We start from the raw sequence: 20,572 nt of genomic DNA on the forward strand, positions 1-20,572 counted from the left end.
TGGGGTGAGGGCGCCGCGCAGCCGAGCGCCCGCGATCGTGCACCCAGCTTCTCGAATGATGAACGGATCGGGCCAGATATTCTGAAGCCGATGCTATCAGCCTCAATGAGTAGCGAGCGCTGGGCTCGGCTCGCCCTCACCCCGGCCCTCTCCCGCCTGCGGAGAGGGAGAAGGCTACGAACCCAGCTTGGCGCCGGCCATCATGATGTCGCTGGCGATCTGGCTGGTGCGGGCGGCGAATTCGTCGCGCAGGCGACGGGCCGCGGGCGGATCGCTTTCGAGCACGCGCTGGAACAGGCTGCGGGCGATCCGGATCACCGACGAGTACTCCAGCGCCACCGCGCTCGACGGCCGCGGCATCGGCAGCACCAGCGCCAGTTCGCCGATCAGGTCGCCGGGCCGCGCGATCAGTTCGTGCGGCCCGCCTTCCGACGACGTCACCTGGAAGGATCCGCTCGCCACCACGTAGCCGGCGTCCGACGCATCGCCGGCGTTGAACAGCACGTCGCCGCGTGCGTAGTCGCGCTGCTCGGAACCGATCGCCAGCATGCGCAACGACGTGTCGCCCAACAGCCGCAGCGTCGGGACACGTTCAAGCAGCGCAACATCATCTTCGATCGACATCAGGGACCGGTCAGAAAACGGGACGCGCCAAACGCTCGATCAGCGAACACTTGGCGTCGATTCGGCCCCTATTGGTATCACGGCACGAGTTTGTAGCCACCGGCCTCGGTCACCAGAATCTCCGGATTGGCGGCGTCTTTCTCGATCTTTTGGCGAAGTCGGTAAATGTGGGTTTCGAGCGTGTGGGTGGTCACGCCCGAATTGTAGCCCCATACTTCCTGCAGCAACGTCTCGCGCGACACCGCCGATTGTCCGGCGCGGTAGAGGAAACGCAGGATCGCGGTTTCCTTCTCGGTGAGCCGAACCTTCTTGGCGTTGGCGCCGGTCAGCATCTTGGAGCCGGGGCGGAAGCTGTACGGCCCGACGGTGAACACCGCGTCCTCGCTGGCCTCGTGCTGGCGCAGCTGGGCGCGGATCCGGGCGAGCAGCACCGCGAAGCGGAACGGCTTGGCCACATAGTCGTTGGCGCCGCTCTCGAGGCCCAAAATGGTATCAGAGTCCGTATCGTGCCCGGTCAGCATGATGATCGGCGCCTTGAAGCCGCCCTTGCGCAGGCTGCGCACCACTTCGCGGCCGTCGGTATCGGGCAGGCCGACATCCATCAGCACCAGATCCGGCGCATTGGCCTTCGCCGACTGCACGCCCTTGGCGCCGGTATCGACCGCCGAGGCTTCGAATTCCTCGTGCAGCGACAATTGCTCGACCAGCGCGTCGCGCAGATCGGTGTCGTCATCCACGATCAGGATCTTGCGGGCGTTCGGCATGGTCGGTGTCCTTCGGTCTTGCAGGCAACTCCGCCGATGCGGGCGGACGCCCTTCAAATCACGCGCGATTGTATCGCAGAACAGCAAATAGGGATCGTTCCCGCGGAATTGAACAGCGGTATGCTAAATTTGCCGAAACGAGAGCCCGAAAACGCGGCGGGATATGTGAAAAACCAAACCAAATCAGACATCTGCGGGAAATCGACGGGCGCGCCCGTGGCGGCGATCCGGGTCCGCGCCGCGGCGGGAGAGCGCAGTCGCGGCTGGCTGACCGCCGAGGGGCTGACGATCCCGGTGGCGCTGGGGCGTGGGGGCATTCTGGCCAACAAGCGCGAAGGCGACGGCGGCACGCCGCGCGGCACGTTCCGGCCGCTGCGGCTGTGGTGGCGGGCCGATCGCTGGCCGCGGCCGCGCACCTTGCTGCCGGTCCGCCCGATCACCGCCGCGGACGCCTGGTGCGAGGACCCCGCCAGCCGGCACTACAACCGCCCGCTCCGGCGCGGCGCCGGTGAAGCCGGCGACCGCCTGCAGCGCGCCGATCACCTCTACGACTTGATCATCGAGATCGACCACAACACCCGGCCCCGCGTCGCCGGCCGCGGCAGCGCGGTGTTCCTGCATCTGGCCCGCGACAATTTCGGCCCCACGGCCGGCTGCGTTGCCATGACCCGCAGCAATTTGCTCCGGCTGCTGGCGCGGATCGGGCCACGGACGAGGATTGTGATCGGGTAGGCGGGAAAAGGTCAGGATTGCCGTCACCACCCGCGAAAGCGGGTGGCCAAGTAGCCTGGAGCGCACGTTTAGGGCGCAAACGCTCTGGAATACTGGGTCGCCCGGTCAAGCCGGGCGATAACGACGGCGAAATGGGCTTCGCCTAGCGATGCCCGAAGATCGCCGACCCCACTCGAACGTGGGTGGCGCCGAATTCGATCGCCGTGGCGAAGTCGGCGCTCATGCCCATCGACAGTTTGGACAATCCGTTGCGCTTGGCGATCTTGGCCGTCAGCGCGAAATGCGGCGCCGGCGCTTCATCGACCGGCGGGATGCACATCAGGCCGCTGATCGTCAGCCCCCAGCGCTCGCGGCAGGCCGCGATGAAATCGTCCGCCTCGTGCGGCGCCACGCCGGCCTTCTGCGGCTCCTCGCCGGTGTTGATCTGGACGAACAGTTCGACCACGCGGCCGGAGGCCGGCAGGGCCTTGCCGAGCGCCTCGGCGAGACTCGGGCGGTCGACCGAATGGATGGCGTCGAACAACGCCACCGCTTCCTTGACCTTGTTCGACTGCAACGGCCCGATCAGATGCAGCGTCGTGCCCGGATGCGCGGCGATCAGCGCGGGCCATTTCGCCTTGGCTTCCTGCACGCGGTTCTCGCCGAACACCCGCTGCCCGGCGGCCAGCACCGGTTCGATCGCGGCGGCGTCGAAAGTCTTCGACACCGCGATCAGGGTCACCGAATCACGATCCCGACGCGCGTCGCGGCACGCCTGCGCAACCTCCCGCTCGACCGCCGCGAGCCCCTCGACTGCCGCCGCGCTCATCGGACCACCGCACCCTGACGGACGACGCCAGCGCAGCCATCGTGGACGCAACAGGACGCGAGCTGAGAATCATATTCAATCAACGGTCGTGCCTTCACTCAAATTGTAACGAGTTCGAGAAAGGGTTCTTGAACCCTTCAACCTAGGGTGTTTGCGGGGGCTGAAGGGGCAACGATGTCACGCATCGCCATCATTCGCAAGAAAGCGAAGCTCAGGGGGCTGCTTGGAATCCGCGCAAGGCTGGTGATCCTGGCCTTGATTCTGGTGTGTCCGATGATGCTCGACCGGGTACGCTTGCTCGAGCACACCCGCGCCACCCAGCTGACCGCCGTCGCCAACAACGTCGCGACCCTGGCGCAACGCGCCGCCGACGCGCAGCGCGAGGTGATTTCCTCGGTCGAAGCTGTGCTGAAATCGGCCGCCTATATCCATGCCGGCGCGTCGCAGATCGGGCGCGGCTGCAGCATCCTGCGCGCCAGCCTGCGGGTCGATTTGCCGTCCGTGCGGATGCTCTCGGTCGCCGATGCCAACGGCACCATCCATTGCTCGACCTCCGCGATGTATGTCGGCGCGGACGTCAGCCAGCGCGCGTACTTCCGCAAGGCCCTCGAGATCCACGATTTCGTCGTCAGCGATTTCCTGGTCGGCGCCCAGAGCGGCAAGGGCACGATCCTCGCCGCCTACCCGGTGTCGGCGGTGGACGCCGGCGAGGAGGCGGTGCTGATCGCCGGCATCAACCTCGACTGGCTGTCGGACATCATGAGCAATCTGGCCGGTCATGCCGGGCTGAGCGTCGCATTGGTCGACGGCGAGGGCACGGTGCTGGCGGCCTCGCCGGATCAGCGCAGCCAGATCGGCCACAAGCTCGACGCCGTCCCGCTGGCGTTTGCGCTCGGCGCCAATCCGCGCGACCGCGAACTGGCGACCGCGCATGATGACGACGGCCGGCTGCTCACCGTGTCCCGGATTACCGGCACCAACGCCCGCCTGGTGACCACGCTGGACGAGAACGTCGTCTCCGCCACGATCAACCAGGAAATCCGGACCGCTTATCTCGAGCTCGGGCTGGTCTGCCTGATCGCCCTGCTCGGCGCGCTGATTGCGGCCGAACGGCTGATCGTGAAGCCGATTTCGATGCTGACCTCGACGGCCCGGCAATTCGCCCTTGGCGACTGGTCGGCGCGCGCCGAGCGGGCGCGCCTGCCCTCGGAATTTCAGCCGCTGGCGCGCGCCTTCAACGCCATGGCGGCGCAGCTCGGCCAGCGCGAGCGCGAACTGGTGGCGACCAACAACAGCCTCACCGTGATGGCATCGATGGATCTGCTGAGCGGCCTCGCCAACCGGCGCGGCTTCCAGAGCCGGCTCGACTTCGAATGGATGCGCGCCGTGCAGAACGGGCACGGCGTCGCGCTGCTGATGCTCGACGTCGACCACTTCAAGATGTTCAACGACAGCTATGGTCATCCGGAGGGCGACGCCTGCCTCTCCCGGATTGGCGAGGCGCTGGCCGGCGTCGCCAATGACACCGGCGGTTTTGCCGCGCGCTATGGCGGCGAGGAATTCTGCCTGCTGCTGCCGGAGAGCGATGCCGCCACCGCGGCGACCGTCGGCGAGACGGTCCGCGCCACGGTCGAACGGCTGGCGCTGCCGCACCGGACCAGCGTGTTCCAGCGGGTCACGATCAGTGTCGGCGTCGCCGCGGCGTTGCCGACCGACAGCAATGCGCCGAGCGAACTGGTCGAAGCCGCCGACGCCGCGCTCTATGCGGCCAAGCATCGCGGCCGGAATACCGTGGTCGAACACGCCATCACGCGAATCGCCGACCCGGTCTCGATGGCGATCGCGAGCTGACGGCGGCTCTCCCCGCCAGCAGCGCCGCCGCCTTGCGCGGCAGCCCCGAGCCTGCGCCATCCCATTGACCCGGCGCAGTGTTTCGTGGCCTATTCCGCGCGCCTCGCGCGCGAATTTTCCCCGAGCCCGCACCGGTTTGCGACCTCATTCGCGCTTCCATCCGTCCTGAACGGCGCTCGAACCGGCCACCCGACTGATCTCCATGAGCAACGAACGTTACAACGCCCGCGAATCCGAACCCAAATGGCAGGCGAAGTGGGACGAGGCGAAGATTTTCGCCACGCAGAACGACGACCCGCGCCCAAAGTATTACGTGCTGGAGATGTTTCCCTATCCGTCGGGCCGCATCCACATGGGCCACGTGCGCAACTACACCATGGGCGACGTGGTGGCGCGGACGATGCGGGCACGCGGCTACAACGTGCTGCATCCGATGGGCTGGGACGCGTTCGGCCTGCCGGCCGAGAACGCCGCGATCGAGCGCAAGGTCGCGCCCAAGGCATGGACCTACGACAACATCGCGGCGATGAAGAAGCAGCTGCAGACCATGGGTCTGTCGCTGGACTGGGCGCGTGAATTCGCGACCTGCGACCCGCGCTACTACAAGCATCAGCAGAAGATGTTTCTGGATTTCCTGAAGGCCGGCCTCGCCGAACGGGAAACCCGCAAGCTCAATTGGGACCCGGTCGATATGACCGTGCTGGCCAACGAGCAGGTGATCGACGGCCGCGGCTGGCGCTCCGGCGCCGTCGTCGAGCTGCGCGAGATGAACCAGTGGGTGTTCAAGATCACCAAGTACTCCCAGGAGCTGCTCGACGCACTGGGGACGCTCGACCGCTGGCCTGACAAGGTACGGCTGATGCAGCGCAACTGGATCGGCCGCAGCGAAGGCCTGCTGGTCCGCTTCGCGCTCGATCCGGCAACGACGCCGGGCGGCGAGACCGAGCTGAAGATCTTCACGACGCGGCCCGATACGCTGTTCGGCGCCAAGTTCATGGCGATCGCCGGCGATCATCCGCTGGCGCTGGCGGCGGCCGCCAAGGATCCGAAGATCGCGGCGTTCGTCGAGGACTGCAAGAAGCGCGGCACCGCGCAGGCGGAGATCGACACCGCCGAGAAGCAGGGCATCGACACCGGCATCCGTGCCGTGCATCCGTTCGACCCGACCTGGTCGATCCCGGTCTACGTCGCGAACTTCGTGCTGATGGAATACGGCACCGGCGCGATCTTCGGCTGCCCGGCGCACGACCAGCGCGACCTCGACTTCGTCAACAAGTACCAGCTCGGCAACACGCCGGTGGTCTGCCCCGAGGGTCAGGACCCGGCCAGCTTCGTCATCACCGACACCGCCTATGACGGCGAAGGCCGGATGATCAATTCGCGCTTCCTCGACGGCATGACGATCGCCGACGCCAAGGAAGAAGTCGCCAAGCGGCTGGAAACAGCGCAGCTCGGCGGCGCGCCGGTCGGCGAGCGCAAGGTCAATTTCCGCCTGCGCGACTGGGGAATCTCGCGCCAGCGTTATTGGGGCTGCCCGATCCCGGTGATCCATTGCGAGGTCTGCGGCGTCGTGCCGGTGCCCGACAAGGACCTGCCGGTGACGCTGCCGGAGGACGTGTCGTTCGAGAAACCGGGCAACGCGCTCGATCACCATCCGACCTGGAAGCACGTTGCCTGCCCGCAATGCGGCGGCAAGGCACAGCGCGAAACCGACACCATGGACACCTTCGTGGATTCGTCCTGGTACTTCGCGCGCTTTACCGATCCGTGGAACGAGACCGCGCCGACCACGCCCGACGTGGTCAACCGCATGCTGCCGGTCGATCAGTATATCGGCGGCGTCGAGCACGCGATTTTGCATCTGCTGTACAGCCGGTTCTTCACCCGGGCCATGAAGGCCACCGGCCATGTGGCGCTGGACGAGCCGTTCAAGGGCATGTTCACCCAGGGCATGGTGGTGCACGAGACCTATCGCACCGCCGATGGCCACTTCGCCTCGCCGGCCGAGATCTCGATCACGGTCGAGGGTGATTCGCGGCGGGCGACGCTGCTCGACGGCGGCACGCCGGTCGAGATCGGCCCGATCGAGAAGATGTCGAAGTCCAAGCGCAACACCGTCGATCCCGACGAGATCATCGGCACCTACGGGGCCGATACGGCGCGCTGGTTCATGCTGTCCGACTCCCCGCCCGATCGCGACGTGATCTGGAGCGAGGAAGGCGTGAAGGGCGCGTCGCGCTTCGTGCAACGGTTGTGGCGGATGGTGAACGACGCCGCCGAGATTGCCCAGGCGGCGCCGGCGTCACGGCCCGACAGCTTCGGCCCCGACGCGCTGACGGTGCGCAAGGCCGCGCATAGCGCGCTCGACAAGGTGCTGAACGGCATCGAGCGGCTGGCTTTCAACGTCAGCCTCGCCCACATCCGCGAATTCTCCAACAATCTCGGCGACGTCCTGGCCAAGTCGGGCACGCCGACGCCCGACATGGCCTGGGCCATCCGGGAAGCGACCGTCATTCTGGTGCAGCTGTTCCATCCGATGATGCCGCATCTGGCCGAGGAATGCTGGACGGTCCTGGGGCAGCCGGGCCTGGTGTCAGAGGCCGTCTGGCCGCAGATCGAACGCGATCTACTGGTCGAGGACAGCATCACATTGCCGGTGCAGGTCAACGGCAAGAAGCGCGGCGAGGTCACGGTGCCCCGGGCCGCTACGACTGCAGAAATTGAGGCTGCCGTTTTGGCCCTCGATGCGGTAAGACAGGCGCTGGACGGCAAGCCCGTTCGCAAGGTGATCGTGGTTCCGCAGAGGATCGTGAATGTCGTCGGTTAGGCCCGCTGTGGCGAAGGTGATCGCGAGGCTGGCGCTTGCCGCGGTGCTGACGGCGCCGCTCGGCGCGTGCTTTCAGCCGATGTATGCCGATCGCGGCGATGGCTCGCCGACCTTGCGCGACAAGATCTCGGCGGTCGAAGTCCCGCCGCTCAATCTGCCGAACGGCTCGCGCAACGCCCGACTCGGCGTCGAAATCCGCAACGCGCTGATGTTCAAGATGTACGGCGCCGCGACCGGCGCACCGCCGCTGTACACGCTGGCGCTGAACATCAACACGCAGCGTTCGTCGCTGATCGTCGACCCGAACACGGCGCTGCCGACCATCGAGAACTACGGCATCGACGCCACCTTCCGCCTGACCGAGATCGCCACCGGCAAGGTCGTGCTAACCGGCAACACCTTCTCGCGCGTCGAATACGACGTGCCGGGACAGACGCAGCGATTCGCCCGCACTCGCGCCGGCCGCGATGCCGAGGACCGGGCCGCGCATGAAATCGCCGAGAACATCAACACCCGGCTCGCGTCATTCTTCTACGCCGGCATCTGAGACGGGCGATGCGCGGATGCCGCGCCGCTGCGTCGGGTTGATCGCGCCATGGTCGCGCTGCGCGGACGAGACGCCACCGCTTTTCTCAGCCGTCCGGATGCGGGACGGCCGATCATCCTGCTGTATGGTCCGGACGCCGGCCTGGTGCGTGAACGCGCCGATGCGCTGATCGCCTCCGCGCTCGACGATCCGAAAGATCCGTTTGCCCTGGTGCGGCTGGACGGCGACGAGCTCGCTGCCGAACCGTCGCGGCTGGTCGACGAGGCGCTGGCGATCCCGATGTTCGGCGGCCGCCGCGCGATCCGTGTCCGCGCCGGCTCGCGCAGCTTCGTTGCCGGCGTCGAAGCGCTGGCGGCGTCGCCGCCGAAAGAATGCCGCATCGTCATCGAGGCCGGCGACATCAAGCCCGACAACGCGCTGCGCAAGGCCTGCGAGAAAGCGCCGAGCGCGGTGGCGATCGGCTGCTACCCGGACGCCGAGGCCGACCTCGCCAAGCTGATCGACGACGAACTCCGCGCCTCGAATCTGCAGATCGGTCGCGACGCCCGCGCGGTGCTGATGACGCTGCTCGGCGGCGACCGCCAGGCCTCGCGCAACGAAGTTCGCAAGCTGACGCTCTACGCTCACGGGCAAGGCGAGATCACGCTCGACGACGTGATGGCGTGTGTGTCGGACGCATCCGACCTCAAGCTCGACGTCATCGTCGACGCGGCGTTCTCGGGCAAGCCGCAGATCGTCGAGAGCGAATTCGCCAAGGCGATGGTGGCCGGCACCTATCCGGGCCAGATCATCCTGGCGGCGCAGCGCCACGCGGCGTTCCTGCACAAGACCAGCCTGACGGTCGAAGGCGGCACGCCCGCCGCAACGGCGCTCGACAGCGGCTTTCCGCGCCTGCACTTCTCGCGCAAGGCTGCAGCCGAGACCGCGCTGCGCAATCTCTCCCCGGCCCGGCTCGCGCAGGTCATCGAACAACTCGCGGTCGCCGCGCTCGATACACGCCGCCAGGCCACCCTCGGCGCCGCCATCGCCCAGCGCACGCTGCTATCGATCGCGGTGAGCGCGCGTCGACGGAGTTAGTTGGTATCAGTCGTTGGTATCAACCGTACGGTGCCGCTGAGCACGGCAAGCCCACGCTTGCCTCGCGACACGATAAACCTCTCGTTCGTCATTCCGGGGCGCCGCTTAGCGGCGAACCCGGAATCCATACGCCCGGCATTCGTGAGAGCGCACGGCATTGAACGATAAACTATTGACGGTAGGGGTTATGGATTCCGGGTTCGCTTGCTACGCAAGCGCCCCGGAATGACGAACGCGACGACTGAGCAAGAGCCCAAACAAATGACGACTAACCGCCCGCCTCGAGCCGGCGGATGATGTCGTCGAGCTGGTCGAGATCGGCGTAGCGGATCTGGACCGTGCCGGCGCCGTCGTGATCGTCGATCGTCAGCTTCATGCCGAGCGCGTCGCTGATCCGCTTTTCGAGCGCCAAGGTGTCGGTGTCCTTCGGCGCCTTTGCACTCGCGGCCGCGCGCGGCCTCTGCGGCTTGCGCTCGGGAACGCCCTCCTCATGCGCGAGAGCTTCGGTCTGCCGGACGTTGAGGCCTTCGGCGACGATGCGCTTGGCTACGGCCGACGGATCCGGCACGCCGATCAGCGCGCGGGCATGGCCCATGCTGAGATCTCCGGCGGCGATCAGCGCCTGGACGTCCTCGGGCAGCTTGGTCAGCCGCATCATGTTGGCGACATGGCTGCGGCTCTTGCCGACGATCTTGGCGATCTCGTCCTGGCTGCGCTTGAAGTCGTTGGCGAGCGCGTGATAGCCGAGCGCCTCTTCGAGCGGGTTGAGGTCCTCGCGCTGCACGTTCTCGACGATCGCGATTTCGAGCGCGAGCGCGTCCGACACCTCGACCGGCACGATCGGCACTTCGTGCAGACCGGCGCGCTGCGCGGCGCGCCAGCGCCGCTCGCCGGCGATGATCTCGAAGCGATCGTTCGCGCCCTTCACGGGCCGCACCACGATCGGCTGGATCACGCCGTGCTGCTTGATCGAATCCGACAACTCGCTGAGTTCGGCGTCGGTGAAGGTGCGCCGCGGGTTGCGCGGGTTGGCCTTGATGAATTCGATCGGCACCTTGCGCTGACCGCGCGGCCGCTCGACATGCGCGGCCTCGCCGCCGACATCTCCGATCAGACTCGCCAGCCCGCGCCCCAGTCGCGAACGGTGCTCGTCGGCCATCGCCAGCTCCCTTGGATTCACGTCGTTACTCCGCGATTACTTGATGTTGATAACCCCGTCGTCATTGCGAGGAGCGAAGCGACGAAGCAATCCAGATGCCTCGCGAGCGGAGCTGGATTGCTTCGCTTCGCTCGCAATGACGAACGACCGCCCGACCGGGCATCGCCTCAATGCGTCGTGCGGAGTTCGCGCTCGCGCTGGATCACTTCGGTGGCGAGCTTCAAATAAGCTTCGCTGCCGACGCACTTCAGATCGTAGACCAGCACCGGCTTGCCGTAGCTCGGCGCTTCGGAGATCCGGACGTTGCGCGGGATCATGGTGTCGTAGACCTTCTTGCCCATGAACTGACGAACGTCGGCGACCACCTGGCTCGACAGATTGTTGCGGCTGTCGAACATCGTCAGCACGATGCCGTGGATGGTCAGATCCGGGTTGAGCGTCGAGCGCACCTGCTCGACGGTCTGCAGCAGCTGCGACAGACCTTCGAGCGCGAAGAACTCGCACTGCAGCGGCACCAGGATCGCGTCCGCCGCCGCCATCGCGTTGACGGTGAGCAGGTTGAGCGACGGCGGGCAGTCGATCAGCACGTAGGTATAGTCCAGCGGCGGATCGATATCCTTGTTGAGCATCCCGATCGCATCGCGCAGCCGGAAGGCGCGGTCGCGCGAATGGCCAAGCTCGAGTTCGAGGCCGGACAGGTCCATGGTCGAGGCGGCAATGTGCAGCCGCGGCACCGCGGTCGCCACCACCGCGTCGCGCAGCGGCGCCTCGCCGGCCAGCACGTCATAGGTCGAGGTGTTGCGGTCGCGGCGGTCGATGCCGAGGCCGGTCGAGGCGTTGCCTTGCGGATCGAGATCGACGATCAGCACGCGCTCGCCGATCGCGGCCAGCGCAGTGCCGAGATTGATCGCGGTGGTGGTTTTCCCCACCCCGCCCTTCTGATTGGCGAGCGCGATAATGCGCGGACGTCCGGGCTCGGTCACGGCCCTATCCCCTTGAAAAATCTCATCAATGACGGTCATGCGCGGGTTCTCTGCTGGCGGTGAGATTCTGTCGGTCGATCCGATCGAGATCGACCACCCAACCCTGACCGCCTGTCAGACTTGCGTGCAAACGCGGCTCGATCTTCCAATACTTGGTGGCTTCCGTCAATTCCGCCTCTACATCTTGGCCCTTCAAGAACAGCGCTCGCGTCCCGGGGCCCATCAGAGGTTCGGCGAAACCGATAAGCTGGTTTAGAGGAGCCACCGCGCGCGCGGTGATGCAATCGAGCCGCTGGGGAAACCTATCCACATTATCCCCGATGTCCGCGAGGATGACTGTGCCCGGAGACCCGGTCACACGCAGCGCTTCGCGCAGAAATGCCGCCTTCTTGGCGATGCGCTCGACCAGGGTAACATGACCGCCGACCTCAGCCATGGCGCAAGCCAGCACGATACCCGGAAAACCGCCGCCACTCCCGAAGTCGAGCCATCGGCGAACATCCGGCGCAAGGCTGACGAGCTGGAGCGAGTCGGCGACATGCCGGGTCCAGAGCTGAGGCAATGTCGAGGCAGCGACGAGGTTGGTTTTGGCCTGCCACTGCTGCAACAGGTCCAGATAGGCATCGAGGCGCGCCTCTGTTTCACGTGAAACAGGAGTGAGCGCCAGAGCGGCAGCCTTGTCGGCCGCCAGATCGACCGTTGCGGCCGAGAGGGAAGAAGGAGGGCTTTTCGCCATGGCTTTGCTGAGTTGCGTGCGCGGCGGCTCCGCGTCACTCTCATATAAGCCTCATGAGCGATTCCGGCCACGCCCTTTGGCGCCGCGGGCGGCGCAATCGCAACAGTTGAGAGGGGCCCGGATGACGAACGGCCGAACATTGCGCCGGCTGGCTTTGCAATTGGACGGCACGACCGAGGCACCGCACTTCGATCGAATGGCCTTCAAGGTGGCCCGGACCTATGTGACCCTGGCGGCGGACGGTCTGTCGGCAAATTTCCGTTTCACGCCGGACGAGCAGGCCCTGAAGTGCACGCTTCTGCCGTCAGCTTTTTCGCCGGTCGCCAACGCCTGGGGCGCGCAAGGGTGGACGGTCGGCGTTCTCGCAGCCATGACGGACGACGACCTCAAGGCGGCGCTGGAACTCGCGTGGCAGCACGCCCGGCCGAGACCAAAGGCCCGTCGGAAGCCGAAGGCGGTATGACTCTCGGCTCGGAGCGTGTTTCACGTGAAACAAGACGGGTTCCGCCAACGTTTCACGTGAAACAAGCTAGGATGATGCCGCGGATGAGCGACGCTTCCGGGCTTCCCGGCGGATATAGGCAGCCAGAATGCCGAGCGCGGCGGGCGTGATCCCGTCTAGACGACCCGCCTGCCCCACCGTATGTGGCCGATGCCGCTCCAATCGGGTCCGCGCCTCGTTCGAAAGGCCCGGCACCTCCGCATAGTCGATCTCGACCAGCGACAGGCTTTCGTCGCGGCGGAAAGCTTCGACGTCCGCCTTCTGCCGCTCCAGATACACATCGTATTTAGCGTCGATCTCGACATGGGTGGCGATCATGGGCGGAACAGCGCCCAGTTCCGGCCAAATCGCACGCACCTGATCCCATCCGATCTCCGGATAGGACAGCAGATCGAACGCCGAGCGCCGTTGACCGTCGCGATTGAGCGCCAGACCATGCCGGGCGGCTTCGTTCGGCGTAATCGACAGCGACCGCGCCAACGCCTTGGCTTCCGCCAGCGCCGCCATCTTGGTCCGGTGAAACGCCGCCCGGTCGGTCCCGACGCAGCCGAGCGCCAGGCCGCGGTCGGTCAGGCGCTGATCGGCATTGTCGGCGCGCAGCGTCAGGCGATATTCGGCCCGCGAGGTAAACATCCGGTACGGCTCGGTAATGCCGCGGGTCACCAGATCGTCGATCATCACCCCGAGATAGCCGTCGGCCCGGTCGAACACCGCGAGTTCGCCGCCTCCCGCGAGCAGCGCCGCATTCAGGCCGGCGACCAGCCCCTGGGCGGCGGCTTCTTCATAGCCGGTTGTGCCGTTGATCTGGCCGGCCAGAAACAGCCCGCGCAGCCGCTTGGTCTGCAGCGTCGGCTCCAGCTCGCGCGGATCGACATGGTCGTATTCGATCGCATAGCCGGGACGGATCATCACGGTCCGCTCCAGACCCGGAATCGTGGTCAGGATCGCGCGCTGCACCTCTTCGGGCAGCGACGTCGAGATCCCGTTGGGATAGACGGTCGGATCTTCGAGACCTTCCGGCTCCAGGAAGATCTGGTGTCCGTCGCGATCGCCGAACTTGACGATCTTGTCCTCGATCGACGGGCAATAGCGCGGGCCGGTCGACTGGATCTGCCCGGAATACATCGGCGAGCGATGCACATTGGCGCGGATCACCTCATGGGTGGCCGGCATCGTCCGGGTGATGCCGCATTCGATCTGGGGCGTGGTGATCGCCGAGGTCAGCACCGAGAACGGTTCGAGCGGATCGTCGCCCGGCTGCATCTCGACCGCGCCCCAATCGATCGTCCGGCCGTCGAGCCGCGGCGGCGTGCCGGTCTTGAGCCGGCCGAGCTTGAAACCCAGCGCCTCGAAGGAGGCCGACAGACCGAGCGCCGGCGCTTCGTCGATCCGGCCGGCCGGCCAGCTCTGCTCGCCGAGATGGATCAGGCCACGGAGAAAGGTACCCGTGGTGATGACCAGCGCGCCGGTCGCCAGCTCCCGGCCATCGGCCAGACGGACTCCGGTGACACGGCCATCCGCGGACAGCAGCGCATCCGCTTCGCCTTCGACGACCTCGAGGTTTGCAATCGCCCGGATCGCGGCCTGCATCGCGGCGGCATAGAGCTTGCGGTCGGCCTGGGTGCGAGGCCCCCGGACCGCCGGCCCCTTGCGGCGGTTCAACATCCGAAACTGGATCCCGCCAGCATCGGCCACCCGTCCCATCAGGCCGTCGAGCGCATCGACTTCGCGGACAAGGTGGCCTTTACCCAATCCGCCGATCGCCGGATTGCACGACATCGCCCCGACGGTCGCGAAGCGGTGGGTCACCAGCGCGGTGCGGGCGCCAGTGCGCGCGGCTGCGGCCGCGGCCTCGCAGCCGGCATGACCTCCGCCAATGACGATCACATCAAAAGTTGTCCACATGGCGCGGCTTCTAGCGCACAACCCGGCGGCTTTGAAGCGGTATTGCCGAGTGGTCCGTCCGGAGATGTTTCACGTGAAACATTCGCGGTGCCAGGCACGGCAGAGGCTACGACCTCTACTCAGCAGCGCACTACTTACCGATGCAGAACCGGCCGAATATCTCGCCGAGCACATCCTCGACATCCACCCGTCCGAGCAGGCGCCCCATCGTCCGCGCCGCTAACCGCAGTTCCTCCGCGACCAGCTCCGGTTCAAGCCCTGGCTCTATGCTGCATTGCAACATAACCACAGCATCCTGCAACATGGCACGATGGCGCTGCCGCGTGATCAGACTCGCCTCCGCGGCGCCAAAATACCCAGCGGAAAATTGCTGCACTGCAGCAATGAGCGGCCCAATCCCCTCCCCAGTTTCCGCCGAGATCGCGAACCTTGCGTTTTGTTCGCTCGCACCGGCACCTGCCAAGTCCGCCTTCGTCCGAATCCGCCAAATCGTCCCGTTCGCCAGCGCCGCAGCTTCGTCACGACCGTCGTCCAGCCACAGCACCAGATCTGCATCCGTCGCGCGAGCTCGCGCCCGCCGGATCCCTTCCTGCTCGACCGGATCATCGCTGTCGCGGATGCCCGCCGTGTCAATCAGCGTCACCGGATAGCCGCCGAGATCGAGATGCACCTCGATCACGTCGCGGGTCGTCCCGGCGTAAGGCGAGACGATCGCCACCTCGCGGCGGGCGAGCCTGTTCAGCAACGTCGATTTGCCGACGTTCGGCGCGCCGGCGATCGCGACTACCAGACCATCGCGCAGCCGCTCGCCGCGACCCTGCTGCGCCAGAACATCGCTGATCTCGGCGTGCAGTTGCGCGATGGTGCGCAGCGCCGGCGCCATCAGGTCACCCTGCACGTCACCTTCGTCGGAGAAGTCGATCCCGGCTTCGATCAGCGCGGCCGCCTCGATGATCTGCGCGCGCCACCGACGCGCGCGATCGCCAAGCAGGCCGCCGAGCTGCCGCATCGCCTGGCGGCGCTGCATCTCGGTGTCGGCATGGATCAGGTCGTCGAGCCCCTCAGCTTCCGTCAGATCGAGCTTACCGTTCTCGAACGCGCGCCGGGTGAACTCGCCCGGTTCGGCCGACCGGACATCTTCGAACGAAGAAAGCGCCGCCGTCAGTGCCGCCAAAACCGCCCGGCCACCGTGAATGTGAAATTCGGCGACGTCCTCGCCGGTCGCGCTGGCCGATGCCGGAAACCACAGCACCACCGCATCGTCGATCGGCTCCCCGACGCGATCGCGAATCGTCGCGCGGCGCGCCAGCCGCGGCGGCGGCAATTCGCCAATGAGCGCGGTCACGACCTCGCCGGCGCGCGAGCCTGACAGCCGCACGATCGCGATCGCCGACGGCAACAGCCCGGTCGCGAGCGCGAAGATGGTCTGATCGTTCGGATGCATGCCCTGTCTTGCCGGGACCCGTCGTCCGGCGCAACGGCCAAACAAAAAGGGCGCCCGGTCGGGGCGCCCTTTTCGATCCGATCAGTCTCGACGCCGATCAGGTATTCATCGACTCGAAGAACTCGGCATTGCTCTTGGTGTTGCGCAGCTTGTCGAGCAGGAAGTCGATCGCGTCCATCGTCCCCATCGGGTTGAGGATGCGGCGCAGCACGTACATCTTCTTCAACACCTGCGGATCGGTAATCAGCTCTTCCTTGCGGGTGCCGGAACGCGAGATGTCGATGGCCGGGAAGGTGCGCTTGTCGGAGACCTTGCGGTCGAGAATCAGTTCGCTGTTACCCGTGCCCTTGAACTCTTCGAAGATCACTTCGTCCATGCGCGAGCCGGTATCGACCAGCGCGGTGGCGATGATGGTGAGTGAGCCACCCTCTTCGATGTTGCGCGCGGCGCCGAAGAACCGCTTCGGCCGCTGCAGGGCGTTGGCGTCGACACCGCCGGTCAGCACCTTGCCGGAGGACGGCACGACGGTGTTGTAGGCGCGGCCGAGGCGGGTAATCGAGTCGAGCAGGATGACGACGTCGCGGCCGTGTTCGACCAGGCGCTTGGCCTTTTCGATCACCATCTCTGCGACCTGAACATGGCGCACCGCCGGTTCGTCGAAGGTCGAGGACACGACCTCGCCCTTCACCGAGCGCTGCATGTCGGTGACTTCTTCGGGCCGCTCGTCGATCAGCAGCACGATCAGATAGCACTCGGGATGATTAGCGGTAATTGAGTGTGCGATGTTCTGCATCAGCACGGTCTTGCCGGTGCGCGGCGGCGCGACGATCAGGGCGCGCTGGCCCTTGCCGATCGGCGCCACGATGTCGATGACACGGGCCGACAGATCCTTGCGGGTCGGATCGTCGATCTCGAGCCGGAAGCGCTCGTCCGGAAACAGCGGCGTCAGATTGTCAAAATTGACCTTGTGCTTGGACTTCTCGGGATCCTCGAAGTTCAGCGTATTGACCTTGAGCAGCGCGAAGTAGCGTTCGCCTTCCTTCGGGCTGCGGATATGGCCCTCGATGGTGTCGCCGGTGCGCAGGCCGAAGCGGCGGATCTGCGAGGGCGAGACGTAAATATCGTCCGGGCCAGGCAGATAGTTCGCATCGGGCGAGCGCAAAAAGCCGAAGCCGTCGGACAAAACCTCGACGACGCCTTCGCCGATGATGTCGGTCTCTTTCGCCGAAAGCTGCTTGAGGCAGGCGAACATCAGCTCCTGCTTGCGCATCGTGCTGGCGTTCTCGACCCCCAGCTCCTCCGCAAACGAGACGAGCTCGGCCGGTGTCTTGGCCTTGAGGTCCTGAAGTTTCATTTCCCGCATTGGGATAGTCCTGTGGAAAAGCAAGAGGGGAGATTCGTCAGCGGAAGAGCGGCGACTGGAAATACGGGGGGTCCGCAGGTCTTCAGGTCGACGACGTCTTGAGCAAGGAAGGTGCGAAGAGGCTTCAAACCCGATGCGGCGGCCGGTTCAAAACACAACCGGATCGCAACCACATTCGCCTGCTTAGGTGGGACAAACGAACTATAGAAAATCGCCGGGTGCTTCGCAAGGCGTTGAATCTCGCCGAGCCGCCCGATTTTGCGGCATCAGAACGGCTTCACCACCACGAAGATCACCGCCCCGATCATCAACAGCGTCGGTACCTCATTGATGATACGATAGAATTTATGCGATCGCGTGTTCCGGTCTGCGGCGAAATCGCGCACGTAGCGGCCCAGCATCACGTGGATCACGGTCATCAGCACGACGGCGGCCAGCTTGGCGTGGAACCAGCCGACGGTGAAATAGCCCTGCTCCCAGGCGATCACCAGACCCGCCACCCACGCGACCATCATGGCCGGGTTCATGATGGCGCGATACAGCCGGCGCTCCATCACCTTGAAGGTCTCGGACTGCACCGATCCGACTTCGGCCGAGCAGTGATAGACGAACAGGCGGGGCATGTAGAGCATCCCGGCCATCCACGAGATCACAGCGATCACGTGCAGCGCCTTCACCCAGAGATAGACATCGGACCAGTCGAACATGCGGGCGCCCACCACGTGGAATTCGCGTGCCGGACCGGAACTCGCCGTCCTCACCACGCGTTACTCGAATGCGCGATGACGGAGTTTTCCGCAAGCTCCACCCCTCTAAACAATATTTATAGATTCTTAGGGTTTGAGTCGTAGTGACAGGGGATAGCGCCGGCACAGAAGATGTCCCGGCTTGTTCGTGCATGATTCACATTTGCACAGTTCCTGGCGATGGCTGTCCAAAGCTCGCCGGGCCTTGTGGCGTCGGCTGTTTGGGCCGCTCGCCTGTCGCATTATCAAGAGACAAATCCACATTCACCCGTTAACCTCGGCTTCATCCCGAGACACTTTCCTCACCCGAGGCCTGTGAAGAAAACGCCGGGTTATCCCGCCCGCGTCGGCCGCGGCGCCGCAATCCGGCGGCTTTCGCCCCGCTGTTCACAGGATACACAGGGTCATGATGCTGACCGACGGCAGCTATTTTCACCTTCACCTGGTGTCGGATTCGACCGGCGAGACTCTGATCACGGTGTCCCGCGCGGTCGCGGCGCAATACGCCAATGTCACCCCGGTCGAGCATGTCTATCCGCTGGTGCGAAGCCAGAAGCAGCTGGATCGCGTGCTGCAGGAGATCGAGGAATCGCCCGGCATCGTGCTGTTCACCTTGCTGGAAAGCGAGCTGGTCAACCGGCTCGAAGCCAAGTGCCAGGAGATCAACAGCCCGAGCCTGTCGATCATCGGCCCGGTGATGCAGTTGTTCGAAGCCTATCTGGGCGCCTCGACCACCGGCCGCGTCGGTGCCCAGCACACCCTCAACGCCGAATATTTCCAGCGCATCGACGCGCTGAACTATTCGATGATGCATGATGACGGTCAGCACGTCGAAGGCCTGGAAGAGGCTGACGTGGTGCTGGTCGGGGTTTCCCGGACCTCGAAGACGCCGACCTCGATCTATCTGGCGAATCGCGGCATCCGCACCGCCAACGTGCCGCTGGTCGCCGGCATTCCGATTCCACATCAGCTCGAGACCTTGAAGAAGCCGCTGGTGGTCAGCCTGCACGCATCGCCCGAACGCTTGATCCAGGTCCGGCAGAACCGGTTGCTCAGTCTCGGCGCCGGCGCCGGCAACGACTCCTATATCGACAAACAGGCGGTGACCGACGAAGTGCTGCTGGCCCGCAAGCTCAGCGCCAAATATGGCTGGGCGCTGCTCGACGTCACGCGCCGTTCGATCGAGGAAACCGCCGCGGCGATTATGAAGCTGCTCGCCGACCGGCAGCGCCAGAGGGTTTCGGAATGACGCTGTGGCTCGGGCCGCATCCGCTGGTGCTGGCGTCGCAGAGCCGTGCGCGCCAGACCTTGCTGGGCAACGCGGGCATTCCGTTCGATGCGATTCCCGCCGATATCGACGAGCGCGGCATCGCCAAGGCGTCGGGCCTCTCGGCGCCAGGTGAGATCGCCGGCCTGCTGGCGCGCGAGAAAGCCGCCTTCGTCTCAAATCGTCATCCCGGCCGCCTCGTGCTCGGCGCCGATCAAACGCTGGCGCTCGGCGCCCGCGGTTTCAACAAGCCGGCGGATCGCGCCGAAGCCGCCAAACAACTGCGCGAACTCGCCGGCCGCCGCCACGAACTGCATTCGGCGATCGCGCTGGTGCGCAACGGACTGGTGCTGTTCTCCGACGTTGCGATCGCACGGATGACGATGCGGCCGCTGACCGACGACGAGATCTCGGCCTATCTGGATCAGGCTGGCGACAACGCCACCTCCAGCGTCGGTGGCTATCAGGTCGAGGGTCTGGGTGTGCATCTGTTCGACGGCATCCACGGTGATCACTTCACCATTCTGGGCCTGCCGCTGTTGCCTCTGCTGGCATTTCTGCGTAGCCAGAAATTGCTGACGTTTTAGGGGAGCGGGCGAAGCATGCTGGTGCTTGGGCTGACCGGGTCGATCGGAATGGGGAAATCGACCACCGCCAAGCTGTTCGAAGAGGCCGGCGTGCCGGTCTACGACGCCGACGCCACTGTGCATAAAATCTACGAAGGCGAGGCGGTGCCCGCCATCGAGGCGACGTTTCCCGGCACCGTGGTCAACGGCAAGGTCGACCGCGCGCTGCTGTCCGCCAAGGTCGTGCACGACGCCGCGGCGATGAAGCGGCTCGAGCAGATCGTCCATCCGATGCTACGCTCGCATCACCAGACCTTTCTCGATGACGCCGAATCCTCCGGCGCCGCGGTCGCGGTGGTGGATGTGCCGCTGTTGTTCGAAACCGGCGGCGAGAAACGCGTCGATGCCGTGGTGGTGGTCACCACCTCGCCGACCGTGCAGCGCGAGCGGATCCTGGCGCGCGAGAACATGACGCCGGAAAAACTCGACGCCATCCTGGCCCGGCAGATGCCGGATGCCGAAAAGCGCAAGCGCGCCGATTTCGTGGTGGATACCTCGCACGGGCTCGACCCGGTGCGGGCGCGGATCCAGGAAATCCTCGCCGCGACTGCTAAAATGCCGCGTCGCCGGCCCTGATTCGCCGGCATCCATTCCCATCGAACTGTCCGGCA

General features: G+C 65.5%; 19 protein-coding genes. 9 read left to right on the forward strand and 10 right to left on the reverse strand.

Going from position 1 to position 20,572, the window contains the following annotated elements:
* Window positions 1–174 precede the first annotated feature (174 nt).
* Together ACFFJ6_RS08470 and ACFFJ6_RS08475 are read right to left on the reverse strand one after the other, a co-directional pair.
* Entirely contained in the window at window positions 175–624 is a 450-nt protein-coding gene (locus tag ACFFJ6_RS08470; protein ID WP_378386434.1) for a cyclic nucleotide-binding domain-containing protein, read from the reverse strand.
* 77 nt (window positions 625–701) lie between these two features.
* Window positions 702–1,388: a response regulator transcription factor gene (locus ACFFJ6_RS08475; protein WP_054162166.1), complete on the reverse strand. Its 687-nt coding sequence runs from the start codon at window positions 1,386–1,388 to the stop codon at window positions 702–704.
* Window positions 1,389–1,553: 165 nt separating this feature from the next.
* On the opposite strand from ACFFJ6_RS08475, the gene ACFFJ6_RS08480 reads away from it, so the two are divergent.
* Complete coding sequence (locus ACFFJ6_RS08480; RefSeq protein ID WP_378387042.1) at window positions 1,554–2,120, forward strand: L,D-transpeptidase family protein; 567 nt, start codon at window positions 1,554–1,556, stop codon at window positions 2,118–2,120.
* A 142-nt stretch (window positions 2,121–2,262) separates the two neighbouring features.
* On the opposite strand, the gene ACFFJ6_RS08485 is transcribed toward ACFFJ6_RS08480, so the two are convergent.
* The gene (locus tag ACFFJ6_RS08485) at window positions 2,263–2,928 is read right to left on the reverse strand and encodes a YggS family pyridoxal phosphate-dependent enzyme (protein ID WP_378386437.1); all 666 of its coding nucleotides are present in this window, start codon (window positions 2,926–2,928) and stop codon (window positions 2,263–2,265) included.
* Between the two features lie 174 nt (window positions 2,929–3,102).
* On the opposite strand from ACFFJ6_RS08485, the gene ACFFJ6_RS08490 reads away from it, so the two are divergent.
* The 4 genes from ACFFJ6_RS08490 to holA all read left to right on the forward strand — a co-directional run bounded on the left by ACFFJ6_RS08490 (window position 3,103) and on the right by holA (window position 9,230).
* Window positions 3,103–4,779 (forward strand): diguanylate cyclase domain-containing protein, encoded by a 1,677-nt coding sequence (locus tag ACFFJ6_RS08490; protein ID WP_378386439.1) that lies wholly within the window; start codon window positions 3,103–3,105, stop codon window positions 4,777–4,779.
* A 202-nt stretch (window positions 4,780–4,981) separates the two neighbouring features.
* A complete protein-coding gene (leuS, locus tag ACFFJ6_RS08495) occupies window positions 4,982–7,606 on the forward strand; it encodes a leucine--tRNA ligase (RefSeq protein WP_378386441.1) in 2,625 nt (874 codons plus the stop codon).
* Complete coding sequence (gene lptE / locus ACFFJ6_RS08500) at window positions 7,593–8,153, forward strand: LPS assembly lipoprotein LptE (protein WP_378386443.1); 561 nt, start codon at window positions 7,593–7,595, stop codon at window positions 8,151–8,153. The genes leuS and lptE overlap by 14 nt, the downstream gene beginning before the upstream one ends.
* A 48-nt stretch (window positions 8,154–8,201) precedes the next feature.
* The gene (holA, locus tag ACFFJ6_RS08505; RefSeq protein ID WP_378386445.1) at window positions 8,202–9,230 is read left to right on the forward strand and encodes a DNA polymerase III subunit delta; all 1,029 of its coding nucleotides are present in this window, start codon (window positions 8,202–8,204) and stop codon (window positions 9,228–9,230) included.
* A gap of 268 nt (window positions 9,231–9,498) precedes the next feature.
* Here holA and ACFFJ6_RS08510 read toward each other — a convergent pair whose 3' ends face one another.
* The 3 genes from ACFFJ6_RS08510 to rsmG form a co-directional block, all read right to left on the reverse strand.
* Complete coding sequence (locus tag ACFFJ6_RS08510; protein ID WP_378386447.1) at window positions 9,499–10,389, reverse strand: ParB/RepB/Spo0J family partition protein; 891 nt, start codon at window positions 10,387–10,389, stop codon at window positions 9,499–9,501.
* Window positions 10,390–10,556: 167 nt separating this feature from the next.
* The gene (locus ACFFJ6_RS08515) at window positions 10,557–11,411 is read right to left on the reverse strand and encodes a ParA family protein (protein ID WP_378386449.1); all 855 of its coding nucleotides are present in this window, start codon (window positions 11,409–11,411) and stop codon (window positions 10,557–10,559) included.
* On the reverse strand, window positions 11,398–12,108 hold the full coding sequence (gene rsmG, locus ACFFJ6_RS08520) for a 16S rRNA (guanine(527)-N(7))-methyltransferase RsmG (RefSeq protein ID WP_378386451.1): 711 nt from the start codon (window positions 12,106–12,108) through the stop codon (window positions 11,398–11,400). The genes ACFFJ6_RS08515 and rsmG overlap by 14 nt, the downstream gene beginning before the upstream one ends.
* A 121-nt stretch (window positions 12,109–12,229) precedes the next feature.
* On the opposite strand from rsmG, the gene ACFFJ6_RS08525 reads away from it, so the two are divergent.
* Window positions 12,230–12,571 (forward strand): MmcQ/YjbR family DNA-binding protein, encoded by a 342-nt coding sequence (locus tag ACFFJ6_RS08525; protein WP_378386453.1) that lies wholly within the window; start codon window positions 12,230–12,232, stop codon window positions 12,569–12,571.
* Between the two features lie 66 nt (window positions 12,572–12,637).
* Here ACFFJ6_RS08525 and mnmG read toward each other — a convergent pair whose 3' ends face one another.
* From mnmG to hemJ, 4 genes are all read right to left on the reverse strand, one after another.
* Complete coding sequence (gene mnmG, locus ACFFJ6_RS08530; protein ID WP_378386455.1) at window positions 12,638–14,515, reverse strand: tRNA uridine-5-carboxymethylaminomethyl(34) synthesis enzyme MnmG; 1,878 nt, start codon at window positions 14,513–14,515, stop codon at window positions 12,638–12,640.
* Between the two features lie 130 nt (window positions 14,516–14,645).
* On the reverse strand, window positions 14,646–15,959 hold the full coding sequence (mnmE, locus tag ACFFJ6_RS08535; protein WP_378386457.1) for a tRNA uridine-5-carboxymethylaminomethyl(34) synthesis GTPase MnmE: 1,314 nt from the start codon (window positions 15,957–15,959) through the stop codon (window positions 14,646–14,648).
* A gap of 97 nt (window positions 15,960–16,056) precedes the next feature.
* The gene (gene rho, locus ACFFJ6_RS08540) at window positions 16,057–17,322 is read right to left on the reverse strand and encodes a transcription termination factor Rho (protein WP_054162154.1); all 1,266 of its coding nucleotides are present in this window, start codon (window positions 17,320–17,322) and stop codon (window positions 16,057–16,059) included.
* Window positions 17,323–17,588: 266 nt separating this feature from the next.
* Window positions 17,589–18,029, reverse strand: coding sequence for a protoporphyrinogen oxidase HemJ (hemJ, locus tag ACFFJ6_RS08545; RefSeq protein ID WP_378386460.1), 441 nt, complete (start codon window positions 18,027–18,029; stop codon window positions 17,589–17,591).
* A gap of 448 nt (window positions 18,030–18,477) precedes the next feature.
* On the opposite strand from hemJ, the gene ACFFJ6_RS08550 reads away from it, so the two are divergent.
* Genes ACFFJ6_RS08550 through coaE form a run of 3 tightly spaced genes read left to right on the forward strand, consistent with a single transcriptional unit; the run spans window position 18,478 to window position 20,537 of the window.
* Window positions 18,478–19,317 carry a pyruvate, water dikinase regulatory protein gene (locus ACFFJ6_RS08550; RefSeq protein WP_378387044.1) on the forward strand — a complete coding sequence of 280 codons (840 nt, stop codon included), beginning with the start codon at window positions 18,478–18,480 and terminating at the stop codon, window positions 19,315–19,317.
* The gene (locus tag ACFFJ6_RS08555; protein ID WP_378386462.1) at window positions 19,314–19,922 is read left to right on the forward strand and encodes a Maf family protein; all 609 of its coding nucleotides are present in this window, start codon (window positions 19,314–19,316) and stop codon (window positions 19,920–19,922) included. The genes ACFFJ6_RS08550 and ACFFJ6_RS08555 overlap by 4 nt, the downstream gene beginning before the upstream one ends.
* A gap of 15 nt (window positions 19,923–19,937) precedes the next feature.
* Entirely contained in the window at window positions 19,938–20,537 is a 600-nt protein-coding gene (coaE, locus tag ACFFJ6_RS08560; protein ID WP_378386464.1) for a dephospho-CoA kinase, read from the forward strand.
* Window positions 20,538–20,572: the final 35 nt, after the last annotated feature.

This window comes from Rhodopseudomonas telluris, from assembly GCF_042432815.1.
Classification (GTDB): Bacteria; Pseudomonadota; Alphaproteobacteria; order Rhizobiales; family Xanthobacteraceae; genus Rhodopseudomonas; species Rhodopseudomonas telluris.

What these genes read in the sequence shown, in the direction of transcription:
- rsmG (WP_378386451.1), bottom strand. Translation starts at nt 12,108, where the DNA reads ATGGCGAAAAGCCCTCCTTCTTCCCTCTCGGCCGCAACGGTCGATCTG.
- ACFFJ6_RS08510 (WP_378386447.1), bottom strand. Translation starts at nt 10,389, where the DNA reads ATGGCCGACGAGCACCGTTCGCGACTGGGGCGCGGGCTGGCGAGTCTG.
- mnmE (WP_378386457.1), bottom strand. Translation starts at nt 15,959, where the DNA reads ATGCATCCGAACGATCAGACCATCTTCGCGCTCGCGACCGGGCTGTTG.
- ACFFJ6_RS08550 (WP_378387044.1), top strand. Translation starts at nt 18,478, where the DNA reads ATGCTGACCGACGGCAGCTATTTTCACCTTCACCTGGTGTCGGATTCG.
- ACFFJ6_RS08490 (WP_378386439.1), top strand. Translation starts at nt 3,103, where the DNA reads ATGTCACGCATCGCCATCATTCGCAAGAAAGCGAAGCTCAGGGGGCTG.
- ACFFJ6_RS08515 (WP_378386449.1), bottom strand. Translation starts at nt 11,411, where the DNA reads ATGACCGTCATTGATGAGATTTTTCAAGGGGATAGGGCCGTGACCGAG.
- ACFFJ6_RS08470 (WP_378386434.1), bottom strand. Translation starts at nt 624, where the DNA reads ATGTCGATCGAAGATGATGTTGCGCTGCTTGAACGTGTCCCGACGCTG.
- rho (WP_054162154.1), bottom strand. Translation starts at nt 17,322, where the DNA reads ATGCGGGAAATGAAACTTCAGGACCTCAAGGCCAAGACACCGGCCGAG.
- ACFFJ6_RS08555 (WP_378386462.1), top strand. Translation starts at nt 19,314, where the DNA reads ATGACGCTGTGGCTCGGGCCGCATCCGCTGGTGCTGGCGTCGCAGAGC.
- ACFFJ6_RS08525 (WP_378386453.1), top strand. Translation starts at nt 12,230, where the DNA reads ATGACGAACGGCCGAACATTGCGCCGGCTGGCTTTGCAATTGGACGGC.
- ACFFJ6_RS08485 (WP_378386437.1), bottom strand. Translation starts at nt 2,928, where the DNA reads ATGAGCGCGGCGGCAGTCGAGGGGCTCGCGGCGGTCGAGCGGGAGGTT.
- hemJ (WP_378386460.1), bottom strand. Translation starts at nt 18,029, where the DNA reads ATGTTCGACTGGTCCGATGTCTATCTCTGGGTGAAGGCGCTGCACGTG.
- ACFFJ6_RS08475 (WP_054162166.1), bottom strand. Translation starts at nt 1,388, where the DNA reads ATGCCGAACGCCCGCAAGATCCTGATCGTGGATGACGACACCGATCTG.
- mnmG (WP_378386455.1), bottom strand. Translation starts at nt 14,515, where the DNA reads ATGTGGACAACTTTTGATGTGATCGTCATTGGCGGAGGTCATGCCGGC.
- holA (WP_378386445.1), top strand. Translation starts at nt 8,202, where the DNA reads ATGGTCGCGCTGCGCGGACGAGACGCCACCGCTTTTCTCAGCCGTCCG.
- coaE (WP_378386464.1), top strand. Translation starts at nt 19,938, where the DNA reads ATGCTGGTGCTTGGGCTGACCGGGTCGATCGGAATGGGGAAATCGACC.
- lptE (WP_378386443.1), top strand. Translation starts at nt 7,593, where the DNA reads ATGTCGTCGGTTAGGCCCGCTGTGGCGAAGGTGATCGCGAGGCTGGCG.
- leuS (WP_378386441.1), top strand. Translation starts at nt 4,982, where the DNA reads ATGAGCAACGAACGTTACAACGCCCGCGAATCCGAACCCAAATGGCAG.